This window comes from Rhizobacter fulvus (assembly GCF_964020785.1).
This window is the reverse complement of the sequence record NZ_OZ224516.1, coordinates 3,681,301-3,702,938: the sequence shown is the minus strand read 5'-3', so window position 1 is coordinate 3,702,938 and position 21,638 is coordinate 3,681,301. Positions and strand designations below refer to the sequence as shown.

General features: G+C 67.8%; 26 protein-coding genes and 1 tRNA gene. 9 read left to right on the top strand and 18 right to left on the bottom strand.

All coding sequences use genetic code 11. The annotated features are described in order from the left end of the window. Window positions 1–111 precede the first annotated feature (111 nt). The 6 genes from ACWH49_RS17530 to ACWH49_RS17505 form a co-directional block, all read right to left on the bottom strand. Window positions 112–1,278 (bottom strand): AI-2E family transporter, encoded by a 1,167-nt coding sequence (locus ACWH49_RS17530; protein ID WP_448172622.1) that lies wholly within the window; start codon window positions 1,276–1,278, stop codon window positions 112–114. A 2,257-nt stretch (window positions 1,279–3,535) separates the two neighbouring features. Continuing rightward, a complete protein-coding gene (locus ACWH49_RS17525) occupies window positions 3,536–3,688 on the bottom strand; it encodes a hypothetical protein (protein ID WP_448172621.1) in 153 nt (50 codons plus the stop codon). Further along, complete coding sequence (locus ACWH49_RS17520) at window positions 3,675–4,043, bottom strand: hypothetical protein (RefSeq protein WP_448172620.1); 369 nt, start codon at window positions 4,041–4,043, stop codon at window positions 3,675–3,677. The genes ACWH49_RS17525 and ACWH49_RS17520 overlap by 14 nt, the downstream gene beginning before the upstream one ends. Before the next feature lie 69 nt (window positions 4,044–4,112). After that, the gene (locus tag ACWH49_RS17515) at window positions 4,113–4,319 is read right to left on the bottom strand and encodes a hypothetical protein (protein WP_448172619.1); all 207 of its coding nucleotides are present in this window, start codon (window positions 4,317–4,319) and stop codon (window positions 4,113–4,115) included. A 922-nt stretch (window positions 4,320–5,241) separates the two neighbouring features. Continuing rightward, window positions 5,242–5,472 carry a hypothetical protein gene (locus tag ACWH49_RS17510; protein ID WP_448172618.1) on the bottom strand — a complete coding sequence of 77 codons (231 nt, stop codon included), beginning with the start codon at window positions 5,470–5,472 and terminating at the stop codon, window positions 5,242–5,244. Continuing rightward, window positions 5,469–5,693 (bottom strand): hypothetical protein, encoded by a 225-nt coding sequence (locus ACWH49_RS17505; RefSeq protein ID WP_448172617.1) that lies wholly within the window; start codon window positions 5,691–5,693, stop codon window positions 5,469–5,471. The genes ACWH49_RS17510 and ACWH49_RS17505 overlap by 4 nt, the downstream gene beginning before the upstream one ends. A 343-nt stretch (window positions 5,694–6,036) precedes the next feature. Between ACWH49_RS17505 and ACWH49_RS17500 the strand changes: the two genes are divergently transcribed. Then, complete coding sequence (locus ACWH49_RS17500; protein ID WP_448172616.1) at window positions 6,037–6,267, top strand: hypothetical protein; 231 nt, start codon at window positions 6,037–6,039, stop codon at window positions 6,265–6,267. Window positions 6,268–6,490: 223 nt separating this feature from the next. Here ACWH49_RS17500 and ACWH49_RS17495 read toward each other — a convergent pair. The 4 genes from ACWH49_RS17495 to bfr form a co-directional block, all read right to left on the bottom strand. Continuing rightward, a tRNA-Ser gene (locus ACWH49_RS17495) sits at window positions 6,491–6,578 on the bottom strand. A 37-nt stretch (window positions 6,579–6,615) separates the two neighbouring features. Continuing rightward, on the bottom strand, window positions 6,616–7,929 hold the full coding sequence (gene serS, locus ACWH49_RS17490; RefSeq protein WP_448172615.1) for a serine--tRNA ligase: 1,314 nt from the start codon (window positions 7,927–7,929) through the stop codon (window positions 6,616–6,618). 73 nt (window positions 7,930–8,002) lie between these two features. Further along, window positions 8,003–8,263 (bottom strand): (2Fe-2S)-binding protein, encoded by a 261-nt coding sequence (locus ACWH49_RS17485; protein ID WP_448172614.1) that lies wholly within the window; start codon window positions 8,261–8,263, stop codon window positions 8,003–8,005. 23 nt (window positions 8,264–8,286) lie between these two features. Next, window positions 8,287–8,763: a bacterioferritin gene (gene bfr / locus ACWH49_RS17480; protein WP_056462466.1), complete on the bottom strand. Its 477-nt coding sequence runs from the start codon at window positions 8,761–8,763 to the stop codon at window positions 8,287–8,289. A 180-nt stretch (window positions 8,764–8,943) separates the two neighbouring features. On the opposite strand from bfr, the gene ACWH49_RS17475 reads away from it, so the two are divergent. From ACWH49_RS17475 to ACWH49_RS17465, 3 genes are read left to right on the top strand one after another with little or no spacing between them, the layout of a single operon-like run. Beyond that, window positions 8,944–9,198 (top strand): FeoA family protein, encoded by a 255-nt coding sequence (locus ACWH49_RS17475; RefSeq protein ID WP_056462463.1) that lies wholly within the window; start codon window positions 8,944–8,946, stop codon window positions 9,196–9,198. A gap of 10 nt (window positions 9,199–9,208) precedes the next feature. Then, the gene (gene feoB / locus ACWH49_RS17470) at window positions 9,209–11,095 is read left to right on the top strand and encodes a ferrous iron transporter B (RefSeq protein WP_448172613.1); all 1,887 of its coding nucleotides are present in this window, start codon (window positions 9,209–9,211) and stop codon (window positions 11,093–11,095) included. 3 nt (window positions 11,096–11,098) lie between these two features. Further along, complete coding sequence (locus tag ACWH49_RS17465) at window positions 11,099–11,353, top strand: hypothetical protein (protein ID WP_448172612.1); 255 nt, start codon at window positions 11,099–11,101, stop codon at window positions 11,351–11,353. A gap of 6 nt (window positions 11,354–11,359) precedes the next feature. Here the strand turns inward: ACWH49_RS17465 and ispH are convergent, their stop codons facing one another. Both ispH and ACWH49_RS17455 read right to left on the bottom strand, forming a co-directional pair. Beyond that, complete coding sequence (gene ispH / locus ACWH49_RS17460) at window positions 11,360–12,325, bottom strand: 4-hydroxy-3-methylbut-2-enyl diphosphate reductase (protein ID WP_056462454.1); 966 nt, start codon at window positions 12,323–12,325, stop codon at window positions 11,360–11,362. After that, the gene (locus ACWH49_RS17455) at window positions 12,325–12,774 is read right to left on the bottom strand and encodes an FKBP-type peptidyl-prolyl cis-trans isomerase (protein ID WP_448172611.1); all 450 of its coding nucleotides are present in this window, start codon (window positions 12,772–12,774) and stop codon (window positions 12,325–12,327) included. Before ACWH49_RS17455 ends, ispH begins: the two co-directional genes overlap by 1 nt. Window positions 12,775–12,867: 93 nt before the next feature. Between ACWH49_RS17455 and radC the strand changes: the two genes are divergently transcribed. Together radC and ACWH49_RS17445 are read left to right on the top strand one after the other, a co-directional pair. After that, window positions 12,868–13,542, top strand: a complete 675-nt coding sequence (radC, locus tag ACWH49_RS17450) for a RadC family protein (protein ID WP_448172610.1) — start codon at window positions 12,868–12,870, stop codon at window positions 13,540–13,542. A 10-nt stretch (window positions 13,543–13,552) separates the two neighbouring features. Continuing rightward, entirely contained in the window at window positions 13,553–14,242 is a 690-nt protein-coding gene (locus ACWH49_RS17445; RefSeq protein ID WP_448172609.1) for a Smr/MutS family protein, read from the top strand. Here ACWH49_RS17445 and ACWH49_RS17440 read toward each other — a convergent pair. From ACWH49_RS17440 to ACWH49_RS17430, 3 genes are read right to left on the bottom strand one after another with little or no spacing between them, the layout of a single operon-like run. Next, window positions 14,195–14,596 (bottom strand): group II truncated hemoglobin, encoded by a 402-nt coding sequence (locus ACWH49_RS17440; protein WP_448172608.1) that lies wholly within the window; start codon window positions 14,594–14,596, stop codon window positions 14,195–14,197. The genes ACWH49_RS17445 and ACWH49_RS17440 overlap by 48 nt on opposite strands. Beyond that, window positions 14,593–15,387 carry a MinD/ParA family protein gene (locus ACWH49_RS17435; RefSeq protein WP_448172607.1) on the bottom strand — a complete coding sequence of 265 codons (795 nt, stop codon included), beginning with the start codon at window positions 15,385–15,387 and terminating at the stop codon, window positions 14,593–14,595. The genes ACWH49_RS17440 and ACWH49_RS17435 overlap by 4 nt, the downstream gene beginning before the upstream one ends. Further along, entirely contained in the window at window positions 15,384–16,118 is a 735-nt protein-coding gene (locus ACWH49_RS17430) for a GGDEF domain-containing protein (RefSeq protein ID WP_448172606.1), read from the bottom strand. The genes ACWH49_RS17435 and ACWH49_RS17430 overlap by 4 nt, the downstream gene beginning before the upstream one ends. Window positions 16,119–16,334: 216 nt before the next feature. On the opposite strand from ACWH49_RS17430, the gene ACWH49_RS17425 reads away from it, so the two are divergent. Genes ACWH49_RS17425 through ACWH49_RS17415 form a run of 3 tightly spaced genes read left to right on the top strand, consistent with a single transcriptional unit; the run spans window position 16,335 to window position 19,026 of the window. After that, window positions 16,335–17,213, top strand: a complete 879-nt coding sequence (locus tag ACWH49_RS17425) for a CheR family methyltransferase (RefSeq protein WP_448172605.1) — start codon at window positions 16,335–16,337, stop codon at window positions 17,211–17,213. A gap of 19 nt (window positions 17,214–17,232) precedes the next feature. Further along, window positions 17,233–17,904, top strand: a complete 672-nt coding sequence (gene cheD / locus ACWH49_RS17420) for a chemoreceptor glutamine deamidase CheD (protein ID WP_448172604.1) — start codon at window positions 17,233–17,235, stop codon at window positions 17,902–17,904. A 42-nt stretch (window positions 17,905–17,946) separates the two neighbouring features. Then, window positions 17,947–19,026 (top strand): protein-glutamate methylesterase/protein-glutamine glutaminase, encoded by a 1,080-nt coding sequence (locus ACWH49_RS17415; RefSeq protein WP_082548685.1) that lies wholly within the window; start codon window positions 17,947–17,949, stop codon window positions 19,024–19,026. 4 nt (window positions 19,027–19,030) lie between these two features. On the opposite strand, the gene hemW is transcribed toward ACWH49_RS17415, so the two are convergent. From hemW to rph, 3 genes are read right to left on the bottom strand one after another with little or no spacing between them, the layout of a single operon-like run. Then, window positions 19,031–20,260, bottom strand: coding sequence for a radical SAM family heme chaperone HemW (hemW, locus tag ACWH49_RS17410; protein WP_448172603.1), 1,230 nt, complete (start codon window positions 20,258–20,260; stop codon window positions 19,031–19,033). Then, entirely contained in the window at window positions 20,253–20,882 is a 630-nt protein-coding gene (gene rdgB, locus ACWH49_RS17405; RefSeq protein WP_448172602.1) for an RdgB/HAM1 family non-canonical purine NTP pyrophosphatase, read from the bottom strand. The genes hemW and rdgB overlap by 8 nt, the downstream gene beginning before the upstream one ends. 4 nt (window positions 20,883–20,886) lie before the next feature. Next, window positions 20,887–21,624: a ribonuclease PH gene (gene rph / locus ACWH49_RS17400; RefSeq protein WP_448172601.1), complete on the bottom strand. Its 738-nt coding sequence runs from the start codon at window positions 21,622–21,624 to the stop codon at window positions 20,887–20,889. Between the last annotated feature and the right edge of the window lie 14 nt (window positions 21,625–21,638).

Genomic DNA, 21,638 nt, shown 5'->3' with positions numbered 1-21,638 from the left:
GTGCTGGGCCCGGAGCACCAGGAACGCTTCGCGCTGCCATCCCGGAGCGCGCCGGCAAGCGGAGGCGGATCAACAAAAGACCGACAGAAGACGACGTCCGGGACGAGGCCGTCAGCTGCCGAGCAGTTCACCCACGGACTTGAGCTCCTCCACCCGATCGCAGACCGCCTTGAAGGCCATCATGATGGGCACGCCGAGCAGCAGCCCCCACAAGCCCCACAGCCAGCCCCAGGCCAGGACGCCTACGAACACGGTGACGGCGTTCAGGCGGCTCGTCCGGCTCGTCAGCCACGGCGTCAGGACGTAACCCGACAGCGTGTGCAAGGTGAGCGAGACGCCGGCGATCAGCGCCGCGGCCTCGAGGCTGCCGAACTGCATCAACCCTACTGCGGCGGAGGCGCCGGTGAACGCGATCGAGCCGATGTACGGCACGAAGTTGAGCAGTCCTGCCACCAATCCCCAGACGGCCGCATGCTGCACGCCGATCCAGGCGAAGCTGAGCCAGGTCGCCAGCGCCACGAGCAGGCTCGTGAACACCTGAACCTGCAAATAGCGCTGGATCTGTGCCGCAATCTCGTCGAGCGCCTGCACGGTGAGCTTCTTTTCGCTCAACGTCGGACCGGCCACGCGAACGAGGCGGCGCCTGAACCCGTCGCCCGAGCACAGCAGGAAGAACGTCAGGAACAGCACCAGCGTGGCCTGGCCGGCAAGCATGACCAGGCCCAGGGTGCCGCTCCACAGGTAGTCCTGAACGTTGAAGCTGGCCTTCTCGATCTGCACGCGCGTCACACCGCGCGCAGCGCTTGCGACGGGGGCGCCGGAAGTCGCGTGAGCCGTCTTCTCGAGTTCAACGGCGGCCTGCTGGACCTGGTCGATCGAGTTCGGCGGCTTTGCACCCTCCCCGCGTTCGCGCTGCATCGACTGACGAAATTTCTGTGCAACATCCGGCAGTGAGGCAATCAGGTCCGTGGCGTCATCCCGGAGGCTGTAGGCCGTCCAGCCCAGACCCCCGACGACCGTGGCCAGGAGCACGGCAGATGCCAGCGCGCGCGACAGGCGGAGTTGTTCCAGGCGGTTCACCAGAGGCGTCAGCGCATAGCTCGACATCACCGCCAGCAGGATCGGAATGAACACCGCCTGCGCCCAGTACAGCGTGTAGACGCAGGCCAGGGCCGCCAGCAGCGCGAGCGAGGCATGACGGGGCGCTACCGGCGTGGGCGATCCAGCCGCGGGCGCCGAGGCGTCAGCGGGCGGCTCGGTCGCATAGCGGGATTCCATGAACGGTATCGGTTTGACCACGCGCGCCCCTGCAGATGGTGACGGCGCCGGCGCCACGACTCGAATCCGGCATGTACCCACCCTTCATCGGTCCGATCAGATCGAACTTGAGGGCAAGCCGCTCCTTGCGCTGCACTGGCGCCCGTCCAAACCGGCTGCCATGCCGGTGAACATGCCGGCAAAAGGACGCCCAGCCCGGCGCCCAGCCGAAGGCGCTGAGTCAACGCAATGTCGGGCCACACCGATACGATGGCGGCACCTGTGCCGACTTGGTCCGAAAGCCCTGATGACCACTGCCGACGACAGCGCGCTCGCCGACCCGGAGCACCGGGCGTTGCTGCTGGTGGTGATCGCTCGTTCGCGCTCGGCCGGGTCCTGCTGCCGTCCTTCGGCACGCTGCTTTGGAGCGCGATGGTCGGCGCGTCGTCGCCTCCAGGGCGTCGAGGACGTAGGTTCGGTAGTAGGTTAGAAATGCGAAACGGGCTGCCAGGGCCCGTCGTCGCAAGATATCTGGAGGTGGGGTGAGTCGACTGCGAACCCGTCTCTGGCGAATTCCCTGAAACAGGGAAGAGAACAGCGAACATTCCTCCCCCGGGCGCTCGCGGAGGCCGCCCGAACCCGCCAGCTGGCCCAGCAAGACGCGCTGCCGCGGTGCAATTGGGCGAGTACCGTCAGTCCAAGAACAGGGAACCGTCTCGCCGGAACAGGGAACGACAACCTGCAAGGCAGGGATCCTCGCGCCCGAACCACGGACGAGTCGTTTTCCGGAGGGCTCCACGACCGCCCTCCTCAGGTGCTGGAACATCTTGCTCGGAGGCCCGGAACGGCGTATGGCGACCGCCACGCTCCTGCGCGACGGGCTGCCCTCTTGCTCGGAGGATCCGAAGAGCGTTTGCGGCGCTCCTTCGTGAGTGCATTTCGCCGCTGCCCGTTGCTCGGTAGTTGCAAGTCCTGTATTGAGCTCGTACTGAGCGCCTTCGCAATCGTCGAACCATTTGATTGGAGGACTGAAGGAGCGTATGGCCGCAGCGTATTGAAGCGCGTGAAGGCTTTGCTCCAAGCACGCCGGCGCGTGAGGCTCGTTACCGCTGGATGCGGACGTGCACCGCACGGTGTCTAGGTGGCCGCCTCTTGTCCTACTTCGTTGCCGTAACACCCGCCCTACCATGCAAGCACGCTTTGGCTGACCAGGAGAAATGACTTGCAATGCGATCGGTGGCCAAGTACGCCCGTCCCCGACACGCCGGAGTGGTCGGCCCGGTGCTGTGCCGAACTCTGTCGACTCGACGGCGCGTTCCTCCACACCGAGGCTCGACTCCTCGCCGACGACATGGCGACCCAGATGCATTGGCGCGCGCTGCAGCCCGAGGACGCGGCCCAGCGTTTGTTTGCACCCATGCCCCGATACCAGGATCGCGAACGCTGCTAATACCCGGGCGCATCCCCGTTTGGTGCCTCGGGATCAGATGGAGAACATGGAGGTCTTGACCTTAGACGGTCGTGCAGATGTTGACTGAACGGAGCAGACACGCGAGGGAACTGACTGGCTTGGGTCGATGTGAAGCCGCCCAACCCGCTCTGAGCCGTCTACCCGCCTCACCTGACCCGAGACATCGTCCTGGTCACTCGGCGCAGCAATTTGAGATGCTCCTGCGCCGACACCTGCGGCAACACCTGAACGCCCTCGTGGTCAAAACTCTGACTGGCGACCACTGATACGAAGCTTCGATCGCGGGCCGGGTCCAGCAAAGCCCAAGCGGCGACGAATGCGTCGCACCACTCCTTTTTGTCCATCCCACGGCGGGGCAATTGGCGGTCCCAGGCAGTTCAACCGCAGCGCACTCGGCTTTTGTGGACGCGAGAGAGCAGTCGTCTTGATGATTCGATCGCGTCGAGCGTTTGCCTGACGCACGCCTGGTGTTCAGCTAGCAGCCGATCTGAGCGAATGAGCGCGGCGTAAAAGGACTGTTCTTCAGGTCGGGGCCCAGAGCCCCCATTCCCGTCGGGCGGCTTCCTGGTGGCGGCGTACTCCATCGAGCTAGTATGCGCTGCTTGCCCGCCACGTCCGTCCGCCGCTAAAACGACAGGCCATAGCTTGTCTGCGCCATCGTGGCGGTGCTGCGACGGACAGCAATGCCGCAACCCACAGCGTGTGTATGTTGCTCCCTCAAGTCACTTATGTTTACCCTGTCGGAGTTCCGCGAGCACAGTGCCTTAACTGTGGTCCTCCGAATGGAGCTCTTAACGGCCAGGGGGGCTACGTCGCGGGTCCCACCTCGGCGGGCTCACGGTCACCGTGAGCAGCCCACTTGTGCATCGCCACCGTCTTGGCGAACTTGCTCGGCATCGGCGGCTTCGTGCGCACCACGAGCTCGGTGATGAACTGGGCGACCCAGTCAGCCTTGTTCACGCTGCTTTGCAGTCAAGGTGATGGCGACTTCCTCGGGGATCAGATCCCAGGCCAGTTGGTATGCAGATTCGGCGAACTCACTGATCGCCGGCGGCAAAGGCGTGGTCGCAGACGGCTGCAGGTAGTAGACGAACCTGTCAATCCACAAGTCCTTCGAAACGACTGCGCCCGTCAGGCCAGCCCTGTGCGCCAAGTACATGCCGACGGCATCTCTGGGCGAGAACGTCCCGTAGAGTTCGTAGCAACGCTCCGCGACCGACATAGGCGATTGGCCATCGATGTCGACCTCGTCTACTTGGAACTTGGTCGAGACCAGCAGCAGCCAATCCGCCTTCGTGTGATCTGTCCGGTCCACGAGCTGCCTTCCGCGCGCTGGTTAATCGACGAAATTGTGCTTCCGGAAGTGAGAATTCGGTGCATCGGCTCAGGCTTCGGGCCCGCCCACGCCGCCTGGCGGCTCCTCGAGCAGGTAGACCTCGACCGCCTCCGCGGGGGTGAGGTCATCTGCCTCCGGATACGTCGCCTCCGCGAGCGCCAGGCGCATCGCCTCGTCGCCGGAGACCTCCGGCACTTGCTCGCGGAAGGCCTTCGCGAAGCGAGGGACCCATTCTTCTTTCGGGATCGGCAGCATGGTGGACCCTCACGTCGAATCCGTCTTCACCGAGTATCAGAATCGCCCTGCACGTAGGTCCTGCGTTGCAACAACTCGATGTGTTCTCGCGCAGACGCTTCCGGTGAGATCCACGCTCCTTCAAGGTCGAACGCGCGCTGCGCGAGGAGTAAGGTGAATCCGTCCTGGCTATCAGGCAGGATCAGCGTCCAGGCTTCGACAAAACGCTGGCACCAAACTTTTCGGTCCATACGCACCGGTGGACTTGAGTTTCCAACTCGTCTATCCAGACCCACTTCGCGCGAGTGAGCCCTGCGTCACAGCCCAGAATGGTGCGCATTCTGTCGCGCGACGCAACCCGGGAATTTTCTGGTTGCTGGGTGTCAGGTCCGTGCGGTGTCGTACAGACCGCGCGGCGGTGGGAGTCAGAATCAGCGCATGGGCGCATCGGGTGAAAGATTGCTGAGATGCCGCAGGGGCTGGACCATCGCGGTGCATTGGCTTGAGCTGGAAGCGGTTGGGGGCTATGGCAGCCGCTTCACCGCCAGCTACGAGATTCGAGCCCCGGGGGGCGAGGTTCGCCAACGCCGCGATCCCTCCGAGCTCGTTTTTGTCTCGCAGCAAACGGCAGTCGACAATGCCGTGCGCCTCGGGCGGCTCGAAGTCACCACGCTACGAGGCCGACGGGTCGGCCTGCAGCGCTAAGTCCCGGCCGACCTGTACCTCGAACAGGCTGATTCCTGAAGCGTAGAGGCGCCCGAAGGATGGCGAATGTTGGAGCGAGCGCCCGTCCCTGCGCTGTCGAGTTCCGCCCGCGTGGCGTCGATTTCAGCCAAGACGCGAGATGTGTACCGCGCATTGATGCCTGCGCGCAGCTTCAACTCGTTCTGGAGACGCCCCAGCTTTCCGATGAGTTGTTCGCGTTGCATGTCGTAGCCCCGGGTCAGGCCTGTATAGATGCCAAACCGCCGCGAACCCATGAGTCCAACGCATGACCAAGTGCCGCGTCCTGCGTCAACTCGAATTCCGCAACTTCCATCGATCCCGGGACACGCCACGCACCGGGATACGCGGCTTCTGCGTCTTCGGCAGACATCCGATGCCGGCTAACTCGCAATTTGTCGGTGAAATCGTCGCGAACGAACCAGAGCCAGTGCTCAACACGCTTTTTCATTCGGGCCTCCCAAGGTCGACAGCGGGGCACGCGCTCGAGACCTCCCCGCCCAATACACGCCTCACAGCGATCGTCGGGCCACAAGATCCGTGCGCGAGATACGCGTTGCGCGCGACGCTCATGCAGACGCTGATATCGAGCTTGGTCTCGAACCGGTACACAGACGCGAACTCCTCGCACCAAGCCTTGTGCTCGTGGTCGTGGTTGTGGTCGACTTTCATGGGAAGTTTTTACCAATTCCCCTGTAGCACGACCAGGGAAAAGGTTCGCAGGACGCGGTAGGAGTATTCCGACCAGGGGCCGGAGCGGCCAATTGCCGCGCACGTCGAGGAGGACGCTGATGCTGTGTGTTCGAACGGACGTTGCAGAGTCTGTCAGCGTAGGCAGCGCGCGTTGTAAGCCATCTCCAGGTGACGAAGTGCCTCGACCTCTGAGGCATTCAGAGAAGCCTCTCTCAGGCCGTTCGGGTTCGCGAGATCTTCGCGCTCTACCTGGAACTGGACGGCGTGGGTCCCTTGAAGGCGGAGCTGGATCGGCGGCAATGGAGGACAGGAGTGGTTCGGGATGCTGGCATCGGGCCAGGTGACGTCGATGCGGGAACTGGGCGAGCGCGTGGGATGCACGGCGTCGTATGTGACGCGCATCGTGCAGCTGGCGTTCCTGGCGCCGGATCTGGTGGATCGCTTCGCCCTGGGCGAACAGCCGGCGGGGCTCAGTGCCACGAAGCTGGCGCAGATGGTGCCGCTGCCCCTTCGCTGGGAAGATCAGCGCACAAGGCTCGGGATACACGACTGACCGCCGACCAGCCGCTGAGCTAGAAGGCCCCCACGCGGGGCCTTCTCCGTTGGGGCGCCAAGACGACATCCGTACTGCGAAAACGAGCGACTGAGAAAGGCCGCTCGTTGCCGCGTACAAAGCGGCCCCCAAGCCGGACTGAGAAAGTCCATCACCCGTGTAGCCCGCGCCAAGCGGCGCTCAGGCAAGAGAAAGCCCGCAACCGGTGCGGGCTCCGACTTGTTGGAGGAGAGGGAGGGATTCGAACCCTCGGAACCTTACGGTTCGCCTGATTTCGAGTCAGGTACATTCGACCACTCTGCCACCTCTCCGGTGTCGGCTGGTCTGTGCCGAGTCTCGCATTCTAGCCTAGGCTTTCGGGGGCGGCCTCGGGGTCAGACGTTCGAGGCCGCCGAGGTACGGTCGCAGGGCCTCGGGCACGGTGATCGAGCCGTCGGCGTTCTGGCCGTTCTCGAGCACCGCGACCAGCGTGCGACCGACCGCCAGGCCCGAGCCGTTCAGCGTGTGCACGAACTCGTTGCGGCCGTCCTCGCCTTTGTAGCGCGCCTGCATGCGGCGCGCCTGGAAGGCGCCCATGTTCGAGCACGAGCTGATCTCGCGATACGTGTTCTGCGCCGGCACCCACACTTCGAGGTCGTAGGTGCGTTCCGAGCCGAAGCCCATGTCGCCCGTGCACAGCAGCACCACGCGGTACGGCAGCCCGAGCTTCTGCAGCACGGCCTCGGCATGGCCGACCATCTCCTCGAGCGCGGCGTTGCTCTGGTCGGGGCGCGTGATCTGGACCATCTCGACCTTATCGAACTGGTGCTGGCGGATCATGCCGCGGGTGTCGCGTCCGGCGCTGCCAGCTTCGGAGCGGAAGCACGGGCTGTGCGCGGTCAGCTTGATCGGCAACTCGGATGCCGGCAGCACCCGCTCGCGCACGGTGTTGGTCAGCGAGATCTCGGAGGTCGAGATCAGGTACTGCTCGGGCTGGTTCTCGTCGCCGCCGCGGCTGACCCAGAACATGTCCTCCTTGAACTTGGGCAGCTGGCCGGTGCCTTCGAGGATCTCGCGGTTCACGATGTACGGCGTGTAGCACTCGGTGTAGCCGTGCGCCTGGGTCTGCAGGTCGAGCATGAACTGGGCGAGCGCGCGGTGCAGCCGCGCGACCGGACCGCGCAGGAAGCTGAAGCGCGAGCCGGACAGCAGCGCGCCAGTGTCGAAATCGAGCCCCAGCGGGGCGCCGAGATCGACATGGTCGCGGACCGGGAAGTCGAAGCTGCGCGGCGTGCCCCAGCGGCGCACCTCGACATTGGCGTTCTCGTCGGCGCCGACCGGCACGTCGGGCTGCGGCAGATTCGGCACGCCCATCAGGAGCGCCGACAGGCTGGTCAGGATGCCGTCGAGCCGCTCGGCCGACGCCTTGAGTTCATCGCCGATGCCGGCGACCTCGGCCATCACCGCGGTGGTGTCCTCGCCCTTGCCCTTCAGCTGGCCGATCTGCTTGGACAGGCTGTTGCGCCGGGCCTGGAGCTCTTCGGTGCGCACCTGGATCGTGCGGCGCTCCGATTCGAGCGACGAGAACCGGTCGACATCGAGATAAGGCTGGGGCGACTTGCGCTTGTCGAGGCCGGCGACGACGGCCGCCAGGTCCTTGCGCAGCAAAGTGATGTCGAGCATGACGGGGCGCGCAACGTGCGCGCGGATGAGCCGATGGAGCGCGGATTGTAGGCAGCGTGCGCCGCCCGGCCACTCAGGCGAGCTGGGCCTGTTGCGGTCGGCTGATCGTGATCAGGTGCTGCTGGTGGTTCCTGCCCGAGGCGCGGGCGTCGCACAGCACGCGCGAGGCGCAATCGGCGCAGCGGCCGCATTGCGTCGCGACGCCCAGATCGAATTGCAGGCATTCGAGGCTGTGCGCCCCGTCCGCGGCGGCCTGCCGGATCTGGTGATCCGAAATCCTGCGACACACGCAAACGATCATGTCCGTCCGTCCTCTGCCCTTGCGGGCTGCCATCGAGCCGCCGCGCCGTGGGCGCGTCAGCTCACCTCACCCATCTGCGACTGCAGATAGTTCTCCAAACCGACCTTGCCGACCAGATCGATCTGGGTTTCCAGGAAATCGATGTGCTCTTCGGTGTCGTCCAGGATGTGCTGCAGCAGGTCGCGCGACACGTAGTCACGCACCGACTCGCAGTACGCGATGCCGTCCTTGATCGTCGCCTGCGCCCCGGTCTCGGACTGCAGATCGCACTGCAGCAGCTCGGGCACGTTTTCGCCGATCATCAGCTTGCCCAGGTCCTGCAGGTTCGGCAGGCCATCGAGCATGAAGATCCGGTCCATCAGCTGATCGGCGTGCTTCATCTCGCCGATCGACTCTTCGTATTCCTTCTTCGCCAGCTTGTCGAAGCCCCAGTGCTTGAGCATGCGGTAGTGCATGAAGTACTGATTGATCGCGGTCAGCTCGTTCTTGAGCTGCGCGTTCAGGTGTTCGACGACTTTGGGATCGCTTTTCATGGGTGCTCCTCGGGTGCTTCAGGAAGCCATTCTGACTGTCATCGCGTGCCTTCCGAACCGACCCGATGCGTTATTATTACTGACAATGATTCGCATTTGCAATGAAAGACCTCACGGATTCAAATGAGAGACAATCTCATTTGCATTCATTCCGACGGCCACTCCCCGGTTCACACGCCCATGCTGCTGAACGATCTGCCCGACGGCGCCCACGCCACCGTCACCCGCGTGGTGTCGAGTTCGAAAGAGGTCGACGCGGTGTCGTTGCGACGGCTCGCCGAGCTCGGCTTCATCCCGGGCGAGCCGGTGCAATTGCTGCGCCGCGGGCCGGGCGGACGCGAACCGCTGGCCGTGCTGATCGGCGACACGATGTTCGGCCTGCGCCTGCTCGAAGCGCAGTGTGTCGAGGTCAGCGTCGAGGCCCGGGCCGCCTGAGGTCACCGCGATGACCGCATCCGTGAACCCCGCCCTGGCCTGGAGCGTTGCCCTTGTCGGCAACCCGAACTGCGGCAAGACGGCGCTGTTCAACCTGTTGACCGGTGCGCGCCAGAAGGTCGCGAACTACGCCGGCGTCACGGTCGAGCGCAAGGTCGGCACGACGCGGCTGCCGGGCGGCACGCAGGTCTCGGTGATCGATCTGCCGGGCGCCTACAGCCTGACGCCCGCCACGCCGGACGAGCAGGTCACGCTCGACGTGATCGAAGGCCGGCGCCGCGGCGAGGACGCCCCCGACGCGATCGTCGCGGTCGTGGACGCGACCAACCTGCGCATGAACCTGCGCCTGGTGCTGGAGCTGAAGCGCCTCGGCCGGCCGATGATGGTCGCGCTGAACATGGCGGACATGGCGCGGGCGCAGGGGCTGAACATCGATGTCGCGAAGCTCTCGGCCGAACTGGGCTGCCCGGTGGTCGAGACCGTGGCCGTCAAGCACGATGGCCACGCCGCGCTGCTCGGATTGATGGAGCGGGAATTCAACGCCTTGCGGCCTGCGGGCACGACCGCCGCGCCGTTCTCGCCGAGTGCGCCGGCCGAGTTGCAGCGCGAGGTGCGCCGCATCCTGGCGATCGTCGAACCCGGCATCACCACCGAGGCGGCGAACGCGAAGCGCTTCCACCACCGGCTCGACGCGGTGGTGATGCACCCGGTGTGGGGGCTCGTGATCCTGGCCGCCGTGCTGTTCCTGATCTTCCAGGCCGTGTTCTCGTGGGCCAACCTGCCGATGGACGCGATCAAGGCCGCGATGGCCTGGGCCGGCGAGCAGGTCACCGCGAACATGGCCGACGGTCCGCTGCGCTCGCTGCTGGTCGACGGCGTGATCGCCGGCGTCGGCAGCGTGATCGTGTTTCTGCCGCAGATCCTGATCCTGTTCTTCTTCATCCTGATCCTCGAGGACTCGGGCTACCTGCCGCGCGCCGCGTTCCTGCTCGACAACCTGATGGGCAAGGTCGGGCTGTCGGGGCGCGCGTTCATCCCGCTGCTCTCCAGCTTCGCGTGCGCGATCCCGGGGATCATGGCCACGCGCACGATCGCGAACTGGAAGGACCGGCTCGCGACCATCATGATCGCGCCGCTGATGACCTGCTCGGCGCGGCTGCCGGTCTACGCGCTGTTGATCGGCGCGTTCGTGCCCGACCGCGGCGTCGGGCCGTTCAACCTGCGCGGGCTCACGCTGTTCGGCCTGTACGTGGCCGGCGTCGTCTCGGCGATGGCGGTGGCCTGGCTGTTCAAGCGCATCTGGATCAAGAGCCGCTACCAGCCGCTGATGCTCGAACTGCCGCCGTACCGCGCGCCCGGGCTGCGCAACCTGGCGCTCGGGCTGTGGGAGCGCGCGCACATCTTCCTGGCGCGGGTCGGCGGCATCATCTTCGCGCTGATGGTGGTGCTGTGGTTCCTGTCCAGCTACCCCGCGCCTCCCGAGGGCGCGACGGGCCCGGCGATCCAGTACAGCATCGCCGGCTGGCTCGGCCAGGCGCTGCAGCACGTGTTCGCGCCGATCGGCTTCAACTGGCAGATCTCGATCGCGCTGGTGCCGGGTTTGGCGGCGCGCGAAGTCGCGGTCGGCGCGCTCGGCACGGTGTATTCGATGTCGGCGGCCGGCGGCGAGGTGGCCGATGCGCTGTCGCCGGTGATCGCCAAGGGCTGGTCGCTCGCCACGGCCTACGCGCTGCTGGCCTGGTACGTGTTCGCGCCGCAGTGCATCTCGACGCTCGCGGTCGTGAAGCGCGAGACCAACTCGTGGCGCTACCCGCTGCTGATGGCGGCCTACCTGTTCGTGCTGGCCTACATCGCGGCGTTCGTCACTTACCGCGTCACCCTGGCGCTGGGAGGCTGAAGCATGCAAGCCCTGATCGTCTCGCTGCTGGTGATCGGCTGTTCGGTGTACGCGGCGTGGACGCTGATGCCCGCGGCGGCACGGCGCGCGCTGGCGTCGACGTTGCTGAAGTGGCCGATGCCCGCGTCCGCCGCCACCCGGCTGCGCCGGGCCGCGACGGCGTCGTCAGGATGCGGCTGCGACGGCTGCGATCACGCGCCGGCCAAGGTCCAGGCCAAGACGCAGGTCGTGACCTTCCATCCCCGCCCGCCGCGCTGAACCGCGTCAGGTCTTGGGCGCCAGGCCCATCGCCTTGTCGCCCAGGCCCATCGGCAGCGGGAAGTGGGTCGTCTCCTCGACGCCCGCGAGCTTGCGCACCGAGACCGCGCCGAGCGCGCGCAGCCGCTCGATCACCTGCTGCACCAGGATGTCGGGCGCCGACGCGCCGGCCGTCAGGCCGACGCTCGCCTTGCCTTTGAACCAGGCGGGCTGGAGGTCGTCCGGCGCGTCCACCATGTAGGCATCCGTGCCGAGACGCTGCGCCAGTTCGCGCAGGCGGTTGCTGTTCGAGCTGGTGGGGCTGCCGACGACGATCACGATGTCGACCGTCGGCGCGAGCACCTTGACCGCGTCCTGGCGGTTCTGGGTCGCGTAGCAGATGTCCTGCTGCTTCGGTTCGCGCACCTTCGGAAAGCGCCGCTTCACCGCCGCGAGGATCTCCGCCGCGTCGTCGACCGACAGCGTCGTCTGCGTCACCACCGCCAGCTTGTCGGCCTGCGCGACCTGCACCGTCTCGACATCGGCCACGTCCTCGACCAGGTAGATGCCCTCGGTCAGCTGCCCCATCGTGCCTTCGACCTCGGGGTGGCCCTTGTGGCCGATCATGATGAAGTCGTAGCCCTCCTTGTGCAGCTTCGCGACCTCGACGTGCACCTTGGTGACCAGCGGGCAGGTCGCGTCGAACACGCTGAAGCCGCGCCGCGCCGCCTCGCGACGCACCTCCTGCGAGACGCCGTGGGCGCTGAAGACGAGCGTCGCGCCGGGCGGCACGTCGTCCAGGTCCTCGATGAAGATCGCGCCCTTGGACTTCAGGTCGTTGACGACATAGGTGTTGTGGACGATCTCGTGGCGCACGTAGATCGGCGCGCCGAACTTCGTCAGCGCGCGCTCGACGATCTCGATCGCGCGGTCCACGCCGGCACAGAAGCCGCGCGGCTCGGCCAGCACGATCTCTTCGAGCAGCGAGTTCATCAGAGCACCCCGATCAGTTGCACTTCGAACGTCACCGGCCGGCCAGCCAGCGGGTGGTTGAAGTCGAACACCAGCACCTCGCCCTCGTCCGCGACCTCGCGCACCACGCCGGCGTAGGCGCCCTGCCCGTCCGGCGTCGGGAACTGCACCACGTCGCCGACGCGGTACTGCTCGTCGGGGTCACCCAACTCGTTCAGAAGGCTGCGCTTGACACGCTGCAGCAGCTCCGGATTGCGCTCGCCGAAGGCCTCGCCGGCAGCGAGCTCGAACGAGCGGCGCGTGCCCTCGGGCAGGCCGATCAGGCGCGCTTCCATCGCCGGCGCGAGTTCGCCGGTGCCCAGCGACAGCGTGGCCGGCTTGTCGGCGAAGGTGTTGATCAGGTCCGCGCCATCGGGCCCGGACAAGCGGTAGTGCAGGGTCAGGAACGACCCCGGTTGGACGTGATTCAAGGGAGATCCCGGTGCGGCGCGAGTGCCGATAGACTGGTCGTGATTTTACGAGCCCCCGCCCCTTCTCCGTTTTTGCCCCGAATCGACCCTGCCGTGGTGCTCAAGGACATTCCCGCCGCCGCGCGACCGCGCGAAAAGCTCCTCGCCAGCGGTGCCGGCGCGCTGGCCGACGCCGAACTGGTCGCACTGCTGCTGCGCACGGGCCTGAAAGGGGTATCGGTGCTGCAGCTCGCGCAGCAGCTGCTCGACGCCTGCGGCGGCGTGCGCGGCCTGCTGGGGGCGCGCCCGGAGGACCTGAAGCGCGTCAAGGGCCTGGGCCCGGCCAAGCGCGCGGAGCTCGGCGCGGTGATCGAACTGGCGCGCCGCGCGATCGCGCAGCAGTTCGCGGAGCGGCCGGTGTTCGACGCCCCCGCCACCATCAAGGACTACCTGCAGCTGCAACTGGGTGGGCGCGGCGCCGAGGTGTTCGCGGTGATGTTCCTGGACGCGCAGTACCGCCTGCTGCGTTTCGAGGAGATGTTCCACGGTACGCTGACCCAGACCAGCGTCTACCCGCGCGAGGTGGTCAAGCGCGCACTCGAGTGCCACGCCGCGGCCGTCGTCCTGGCCCACAACCACCCCTCGGGCGCGGCCGAGCCGTCGCGGGCCGACGAGACGCTGACGCAGGCGCTGAAGGCAGCGCTGCGGCTGGTCGATGTCCAAGTGCTGGACCACTTCGTCGTCGGCCACGGCGCGACCTTGTCGTTCGCCGAGCGCGGCCTGCTGTGAGAACGCGGCGATGAGGGCGCGAACGCTCGCCGAACTCGGCCCGATCCGCCAGGCGCTGCGCGAGGCGCAGCGCGCCGTCGCGGAGGCCGCCGAGCGCGAACGCGAGGAACGCGCGCGCGAGAAGAGCAAGCGCGAGCTGTTCGCTTTCACCGTCGGCACGGTGGTGCCGCTGCGTGCCGTCGCACGCGCGGCGAGCGACGCGCGCCCGCCCGAGCCGCGCGCCCGTCAGCGCGAAGCCGACGAGGCGGCGGTGATGCTCGAGGCGATCTCTGACGAGTTCGACGTCGAATCACTGCTCGACACCGACGAGGCGCTGTCGTTCCGCCGCCCCGGCATCGGCCCCGAGGTCGTGCGCAAGCTGCGGCGCGGCGTCTGGGCGATCCAGGCCCAGCTCGATCTGCACGGCCTGCGCCGCGACGAGGCCCGCGAGCGCCTGGCGCTGTTCGTCCACGACGCGCGCCGGGCCGGGTTGCGCTGCGTGCGCGTGATCCACGGCAAGGGCAACGGCTCGCCGGGGCGCGAGCCAGTGCTCAAGAGCAAGGTCAAGACCTGGCTGGTGCAGAAGAAGGACGTGATCGCCTTCACCCAGGCGCGCGCCAGCGACGGCGGCACCGGCGCGCTGCTGGTCCTGCTGGGGCCGACAGCGCCGCGCTCACGCGCCGGCGCGGTTGCGCATCCAGTCCGCGGTGCCGAAGAATGATTCGGCCAGGCGCTGCGCGAGCGCCGGGTCGACCGCCTGCTCGCTCATCGCGCGCTCCATGCACGCCAGCCACTGGTCGCGCTCGCGGATGCCGATGCTGAACGGCAGGTGCCGCGCCCGCAGCATCGGGTGCCCGAAGCGGTCGGTGTAGTGCGACGGGCCGCCGAGCCAGCCGCACAGGAACCAGAACAGCTTGTCGCGCGAGCCCTCCAGCGTCGTCGGGTGCAGCGCGCGCAGCTCGGCCCAGCCCGGCTCCAGGTCCATCAGGTCGTAGAAGCGGTCGACCAGCGCGCGCACGCCCGATTCGCCACCGAGACGCTCGAACGGCGTCGGGGCCGCGGGTTCCTCGATCATGGCGCGATCCGTGCGGCAATCGCATCGACGGCCTGCGCCGCCGGGCAGCCGGGCAGGATCTCGAGCAGCAGCTGGCGCTTCTGCACCGCCTCGCGCACGCTCGGGTCGAGCAGCACTTCGCCGACCAGATCGAGCACCGGCGCGTCGCTGCCCTCGGGCAGCATCGGCGCGACGAACTTGTCGACGACGAGTTGCAACTGGTGGCAGATCACCTTGCCCTCGCCGAGGCGCCCGACCTGGTTGACGACCAGGCGGATCGCGCGGCGCTGCTGCTGCGTCGCGAGCACCTTGATCGTCGCGTAGGCGTCGGTCATCGAGGTCGGCTCGGGCGTTGCGATCACGAGCACGTCGTCGGCCAGCGAGACGGCGTAGAGCACCACGTCGGAAATGCCGGCGCCGGTGTCGAGCAGGATGTGGTCGAAGCGCGGCGCGAGCGTTTCGATGATGCGCTGCAATTGGTCGCGCACCTCCGGCGTCAGGCGCGAGTACTCGACCAGCCCGGAGCCGGCGAGCAACACGGAGAAGCCGCCGGGCGCCGGCAGGATGGCGTCCTCGAGCGCCACCTTGCCGGTGAACACGTCGTGCAGCGTGACCTTGGGGTACAGGTTCAGCACCACGTCGAGATTGGCCAGGCCGAGGTCGGCATCCAGCACGAGCACGCGCTGTCCGCGCTTGGCGAGCGCCGCGGCCAGATTGGCCGACAGGAAGGTCTTGCCCACGCCGCCCTTGCCGCTGGTGATGGCCATGGTGCGCGCGCGGCGGGCCGGCGCATTGGGAACAGGGACGCTCATTCGAACTCCGCAAACTTCGAGGTGCCGAACAGCAGGCCTTTTTCCTCGGCGCTGACGAGCGAGACGGGGGGCTGCTCGAGGCAGGCACGGTCGCGCCCCTCGGTCTTGGCCCGGTAGAGCTGCTGGTCTGCGCGCTCCAGCCACAGCGGCGCGGACGAACGCACCCACTGCGGCGCGAACGCGCCGCCGATGCTGACGGTGACGGTGATCTGCTGGCCCGGCGCGATCGCGATCGGCGCCCGCTGGACGCGCGCGCGCACCCGCTCGGCCACCGCCAGGCCGAACGACGGCGGGCAGTTGGGCAGGATCATCGCGAACTCCTCGCCGCCGACGCGCGCGAGCGTGTCCATCGGCCGGATGCACTCCTGCAGCGACTGCGCGACGCTGCGCAGCACCAGGTCACCCGCCGGGTGACCGTGGCCGTCGTTGACGCGCTTGAAATGGTCGATGTCGATCATCAGCATCAGCGCGGGCTCGCCGGCGCGCGCGACGCGGTCGATCTCGCTGGTCAACGCCATCTCGAACTGGCGGCGGTTCGACAGACCGGTGAGCGCATCGCGGCTGGAGAGTTCACACAGCGCGTCGAGCACCGCCTGCATCCACGCCGTCTGACCGACCGCGTGGCGGTCCGGAAGTTCAAACCCCGATTGCTGCAGCAATTGAAGCGCCGGCGCGAGGCGCAGCGGCACGGCGGCGGCGGCGGCGGGAGCAGGGTCGGGCGTGGCGTGCACGAGTCAGAGGTCGGCAGGGGTAAAAGACAGTAACGCGACAAGTCTAGCAGCGGCCCGCCGGCATACGGCCCGGAAAGACAGGCCCTCCGTCGCCCCACCAAGCGCGGCAACCGCGCGCCGCCGCTCAAGACGGGGACGAACCGGTCGATAAAGCTTCTGGGCCGGCATCCGATCGCCGACCGGCCCGCCCTTGCCGCACCCGACCCGGAGACCCCCATGAGCGCCGCAGCCCTGTCCATCGCACCGGCGAGACCGCTGGCCGACGCCGGCCTGGCGGAACCCACCGGCGAGTTCAGCTTCGACGCGCGGGACTTCGAGCGCGTGCGCGCCCTCATCTATGCGCGGGCCGGCATCAGCCTGCACGCCGGCAAGCAGGCGATGGTCTACAGCCGTCTGTCGCGTCGCCTGCGCGAGACCGGCCACCGGTCGTTCGGCTCCTACCTGCAGTGGCTGGAGGCCGCCGCCGGCCCGGCCGCCGACGACGAGTGGCAGGAATTCGTCAACTGCCTGACCACCAACCTGACCTCGTTCTTCCGCGAGTCGCATCACTTCGATGCCCTGAGCGCCGAACTGAAGGCGCGCGGCCGCCAGCCGCTGCGCATCTGGTGCAACGCCGCGTCGACCGGCGAGGAACCGTACACGATCGCGATGACGGTGGCCGACGCGCTGGGCACCACGGCCGACGCGAAGATCATCGCCAGCGACATCGACACCAAGGTGCTCGCGACCGCGAGCCGCGGCGTCTACCCGGTGGACGCGCGCGGCCTGTCGCCCGAGCTGCAGCGCCGCCACTTCATGCGCGGTACCGGCGCGAACGCCGGCTTCATGCGCGTCAAGCCCGAGCTGGCGAAGCTGATCGAGTTCCGGCCGCACAACCTGATGGACGCGCGCTGGTCGCTCGGCGAGCCGTTCGACATCGTGTTCTGCCGCAACGTGATGATCTATTTCGACAACCCGACGCAGCGCCGCGTGCTCGGCCAGATCCACGCGGCGATGAAGCCGAAGGGGCTGATGTTCGTCGGCCACTCCGAGAACTTCACGGACATGAAGGACCTGTTCCGCCTGCGCGGCAAGACGATCTACGAGCGCGTCTGACCGCCGCGCCGCACCCGCCATGGCCCTCGCCTCCACCACCTTCTCCGCCGTGCGTCCGCAACCGGCGCTCGGCACCTCGTCCGCGCGCCTGCAGCGGCTCAAGGGGCAGCCACGCAAGCCCGGCGAGGCCTCGTTCTTCTTCCACGACGCGTACTTCAACAACGACGCCGTGAAGATCCTGCCCTGCGAGTACTTCGTGTACCACGAGGACATCCTGATCATGACGACGCTGGGCTCGTGCATCGCCGCGTGCCTGTGGGACCGCGAGGCCAAGATCGGCGGCATGAACCACTTCATGCTGCCCGAAGGCGACGCCGGCTCGGGCCGCTACGGCTCGTATGCGATGGAACTGCTGATCAACGAGATGATGAAGCAGGGCGCCACCCGCGCGACGATGGAGGCCAAGGTCTTCGGCGGCGGCCAGGTGGTCGACGGCATGACCTCGATGAACATCGGCGAGCGCAACACCGCATTCATCACCGACTACCTGAAGACCGAGCGCATCCCGATCGTCTCCAAGGACGTGCTGGGCATCCACGCACGCAAGGTGTGCTTCCTGCCAGCCAGCGGCAAGGCCATGGTCAAGCGACTGGCCGCCACCAACAGCGCCGCGCTCGTTGCGCAGGACCGCGCGGCGGTGCAGCAGGCCGTGCCGCAGAGCACCGGCGGCGGATCGGTCGACCTGTTCTGACCGCCGCGCCGCGACCGAGAGAGACAAGCTGGAGCCGACAAGATGGCAAAGACCCGTGTGGTGGTGGTGGACGACTCGGCGCTGGTGCGCAGCCTGCTGAGCGCCATCATCAGTCGCCAGACCGACATGGAATGCGTCGGCACCGCGGCCGACCCGCTGATCGCGCGCGAGATGATCCGCGCGCTGAACCCCGACGTGATCACGCTCGACGTCGAGATGCCGCGCATGGACGGCATCGACTTCCTCGGCAAGCTGATGCGGCTGCGACCGACGCCGGTCGTGATGGTCTCGACGCTGACCGAGCAAGGGGCCGAGGTCACGCTGCGCGCGCTCGAACTGGGCGCGATCGATTTCGTCGCCAAGCCGAAGATCGGCGTCGCCGACGGCCTGCGACTGCTGGCCGACGACATCACCGACAAGATCCGCGTCGCGTCCAAGGCGCAATTGCGCCGCCCTGCCCCGGCGAGCACGCGCGCCGGTGACAAGCCGGCCGCGCCGGTCAGCGCGATCGGGCGCCTGTCGACCGAGAAGATCGTCTTCATCGGCGCCTCCACCGGCGGCACCGAGGCCACCAAGGAAGTGCTGACGAACCTGCCGCCGGACTGCCCGGCGATCGTCATCACGCAGCACATGCCGGCCGGCTTCACGAAGAGCTACGCGGCGCGGCTGGATGGCCTGTGCCGCATCCGCGTCGCCGAGGCGCGCGACGGCGAGCGCATCCTGCCCGGCCACGCCTACATCGCGCCCGGCGGCACGGCGCACCTGAGCGTCGAACGCTCGGGCGCGAACTACGTCGCCCGCGTGGTCGAGGGCGATCCGGTCAACCGGCACCGTCCTTCGGTCGAGGTGCTGTTCAAGTCGGCGGCGCGCGTGGCCGGGCCGAACGCGCTTGGCATCATGCTGACCGGCATGGGCGCCGACGGCGCGACGGCGATGCGCGAGATGCGCGAGGCCGGCAGCTACAACCTGGTGCAGGACGAGGCGAGCTGCGTCGTCTTCGGCATGCCGCGCGAGGCGATCGCCGCCGGCGCCGCGCACGAGGTGCTGCCGCTGACGCAGATCGCGCCGCGCCTGATCGAACGGCTGCGCAGCACGTCGGGCCTGTCCAGCAACCGCGTCTGATCGGTCAGGGCAGGAACAAGGCCTGCAGATCGCTGAGGAAGTCGAAGCCGCGTTCGGTCGGCCAGACGCGCGCGAAGTCGCGCTCGATCAATCCCTTGCGCTCGGCGGCGTCCAGGCCCGCGGCGAGGGCGGCCAGCGACAACCCGGTGCGCTCGCTGAACCGTGCAAGCTCGAAGCCGTCGCGCAGCCGCGTCGCGTTCAGCATGAACTCGAACGGCAGCTGGTCGCGCGGCACCTCCTCGTCGCTGGCGATCGCGTGGCCGGCCAGCGCGCGGGTCATGTACTGCGCCGGCTCCTTGAAGCGCGCCTGGCGCACCACGCGGTGCGGGAACGAGAGCTTGCTGTGCGCGCCGGCGCCGATGCCGAGGTAGTCGCCGAACTGCCAGTAGTTCCAGTTGTGCTCGCAACGGTGACCCGGGCGCGCGAAGGCGGAGACCTCGTAGCGCGTCATGCCGGCGGCGCCGGCGCCCGCGGTGATCCGGTCCAGCATCTCGAACGCGGTGTCGTCGTCCGGCAAGGCCGGCGGGTACTTCGCGAAGACGGTGTTCGGCTCGAGCGTCAGGTGGTAGACCGACAGGTGCGGCGGCTCGAAGGCCAGTGCGGTCTGCAAATCGCGCTCGAACTCGGCGATCGACTGGCCGGGCAGTGCGTACATCAGGTCGAGGTTGAAGGTCTCGAACGCGGCGCGCGCCTCGTCCACCGCCGCGCGCGCCTGCGCCGCGTCGTGCACGCGGCCGAGCGCGGCGAGCTTGGCGTCGTCGAAGCTCTGCACGCCGACCGACAGCCGCGTGACGCCGGCCGCGCGATAGCCGTGGAAGCGCTCGCGCTCGAAGGTGCCGGGGTTGGCCTCGAGCGTGATCTCGCACATGGGCTCGAGCGGCAGGCGGGCGCGGATGTCGCCGATCAGCCGGGCGATCGAGTCCGGCGTGAACAGGCTCGGTGTGCCGCCACCGATGAAGATCGTGTGCACGCGGCGGCCCCAGATGAACGGGAGCGCGGCTTCGAGATCGGCATTGAGCGCGTCGAGGTAGCGGGAGTGATCGGCTTCGCCCCGCTGCTCGTGGGAGTTGAAGTCGCAGTACGGGCACTTCTTGAGGCACCACGGCAGGTGCACGTAGAGCGACAGGGGCGGCAGCGCGGCCAGACTCAACGTGCCGGGGCGCATGTAGCGGGCCAGCCGTTCCGCGACGGGTTCAGCCGCCGCCGAGGCTGTCGCGATCGGAATGCTAGCCACGGTGCCAGGCCTCGCGCATCAGCGTCAGCATCTGCGCCGCGGCGATGGCGCGGTGGCTGTAAGCGTTCTTCGTCGGCGCGTCGAGTTCGGCCACCGCACGACCGAGCACGGGAATGAACATCAGCGGGTCGTAGCCGAAACCGCCGCTGCCCACCGGCGCGTGCAGGATCTCGCCGAACCAGCGACCGACGGCGACCAGCGGCTCGGGGTCATCGGCCGAGCGCACCGCCACCAGCGTGCTGATGAAGCGTGCGCGTCGGTCCGTCACGCTGCTCAGCCGATCGAGCAGCAGCGCGTTGTTCGCGGCATCCTGCAGCGCGCGGTGGTCCTCGCGATCCACTTCGGTGGTCGCGAGTTCGGCGAAGTGCGCGGAGTACACGCCCGGCGCCCCGCCCAGCGCGTCGACACACAGGCCCGAATCGTCGGCGATCGCCGCGCCGCCGACCTGCCGGGCGGCGTGTCGCGCCTTGGCCAGCGCGTTCTCGACGAAGGTGTGGAACGGCTCGTCGGCCTCGGCCACGCCGAGCGTGCCCTGCGCCACCAGTTCGACCCCGGCCGGTACCAGCAGCGCCTGGAGTTCGCCGAGCTTCTTGCGGTTGTTCGAGGCGAGGACCAGCCGCATCGGATCAGAGTCCCAAGGCCTGGCGCTGCGCGGCCACCAGTTCGCGGATGCCCTTGTCGGCCAGGCCGAGCAGCGTGCCCATCTCGTCGCGCGAGAACGCCGCGCCTTCGGCGGTGCCCTGCACTTCGACGAAGCCGCCCGCGCCCGTCATCACCACGTTCATGTCGGTGTCGCAGGCCGAGTCCTCGATGTATTCGAGGTCGAGCAGCGGGGTGCCGTCGACGATGCCGACCGAGATCGCCGCGACGAACTCCTTGATCGGCGACGCGCCGACCGCGGCACTGAGCTTGCCCTGCGCCTGCAGCCACGTGACCGCGTCGTGTGCCGCGACGAACGCGCCGGTGATGGCGGCGGTGCGCGTGCCGCCGTCGGCCTGGATCACGTCGCAATCGAGCGAGATCGTGCGTTCGCCCAGCGCCTTCAGGTCGAACACGCAACGCAGTGAGCGGCCGATCAGGCGCTGGATCTCCTGCGTGCGACCGCTCTGCTTGCCGCGCGCGGCCTCGCGGTCACTGCGGGTGTGGGTGGCGCGCGGCAGCATGCCGTACTCGGCGGTGACCCAGCCCTCGCCCGAGCCGCGCTTGTGCGGCGGCACTTTCTCTTCGACCGACGCGGTGCACAGCACCTTGGTCGCGCCGAATTCGATCAGCACCGAGCCCTCGGCGTGCTTGGTGTAGCGGCGGGTGATGGTGACGGGGCGGAGGGCGTCCGCGGCGCGGGAGTCTGAGCGTTTGAATGTCATCCGCGTATTGTCCA

Bases quoted from the DNA above. Each gene is read 5' to 3' on its own strand.
- ACWH49_RS17530 (WP_448172622.1), bottom strand. From the start codon at position 1,278: ATGGAATCCCGCTATGCGACCGAGCCGCCCGCTGACGCCTCGGCGCCC.
- ACWH49_RS17515 (WP_448172619.1), bottom strand. From the start codon at position 4,319: ATGCTGCCGATCCCGAAAGAAGAATGGGTCCCTCGCTTCGCGAAGGCC.
- ACWH49_RS17510 (WP_448172618.1), bottom strand. From the start codon at position 5,472: ATGAAAAAGCGTGTTGAGCACTGGCTCTGGTTCGTTCGCGACGATTTC.
- ACWH49_RS17505 (WP_448172617.1), bottom strand. From the start codon at position 5,693: ATGAAAGTCGACCACAACCACGACCACGAGCACAAGGCTTGGTGCGAG.
- ACWH49_RS17500 (WP_448172616.1), top strand. From the start codon at position 6,037: ATGCTGGCATCGGGCCAGGTGACGTCGATGCGGGAACTGGGCGAGCGC.
- serS (WP_448172615.1), bottom strand. From the start codon at position 7,929: ATGCTCGACATCACTTTGCTGCGCAAGGACCTGGCGGCCGTCGTCGCC.
- ACWH49_RS17485 (WP_448172614.1), bottom strand. From the start codon at position 8,263: ATGGCAGCCCGCAAGGGCAGAGGACGGACGGACATGATCGTTTGCGTG.
- bfr (WP_056462466.1), bottom strand. From the start codon at position 8,763: ATGAAAAGCGATCCCAAAGTCGTCGAACACCTGAACGCGCAGCTCAAG.
- ACWH49_RS17475 (WP_056462463.1), top strand. From the start codon at position 8,944: ATGCTGCTGAACGATCTGCCCGACGGCGCCCACGCCACCGTCACCCGC.
- feoB (WP_448172613.1), top strand. From the start codon at position 9,209: ATGACCGCATCCGTGAACCCCGCCCTGGCCTGGAGCGTTGCCCTTGTC.
- ACWH49_RS17465 (WP_448172612.1), top strand. From the start codon at position 11,099: ATGCAAGCCCTGATCGTCTCGCTGCTGGTGATCGGCTGTTCGGTGTAC.
- ispH (WP_056462454.1), bottom strand. From the start codon at position 12,325: ATGAACTCGCTGCTCGAAGAGATCGTGCTGGCCGAGCCGCGCGGCTTC.
- ACWH49_RS17445 (WP_448172609.1), top strand. From the start codon at position 13,553: ATGAGGGCGCGAACGCTCGCCGAACTCGGCCCGATCCGCCAGGCGCTG.
- ACWH49_RS17440 (WP_448172608.1), bottom strand. From the start codon at position 14,596: ATGATCGAGGAACCCGCGGCCCCGACGCCGTTCGAGCGTCTCGGTGGC.
- ACWH49_RS17435 (WP_448172607.1), bottom strand. From the start codon at position 15,387: ATGAGCGTCCCTGTTCCCAATGCGCCGGCCCGCCGCGCGCGCACCATG.
- ACWH49_RS17425 (WP_448172605.1), top strand. From the start codon at position 16,335: ATGAGCGCCGCAGCCCTGTCCATCGCACCGGCGAGACCGCTGGCCGAC.
- cheD (WP_448172604.1), top strand. From the start codon at position 17,233: ATGGCCCTCGCCTCCACCACCTTCTCCGCCGTGCGTCCGCAACCGGCG.
- ACWH49_RS17415 (WP_082548685.1), top strand. From the start codon at position 17,947: ATGGCAAAGACCCGTGTGGTGGTGGTGGACGACTCGGCGCTGGTGCGC.
- rdgB (WP_448172602.1), bottom strand. From the start codon at position 20,882: ATGCGGCTGGTCCTCGCCTCGAACAACCGCAAGAAGCTCGGCGAACTC.
- rph (WP_448172601.1), bottom strand. From the start codon at position 21,624: ATGACATTCAAACGCTCAGACTCCCGCGCCGCGGACGCCCTCCGCCCC.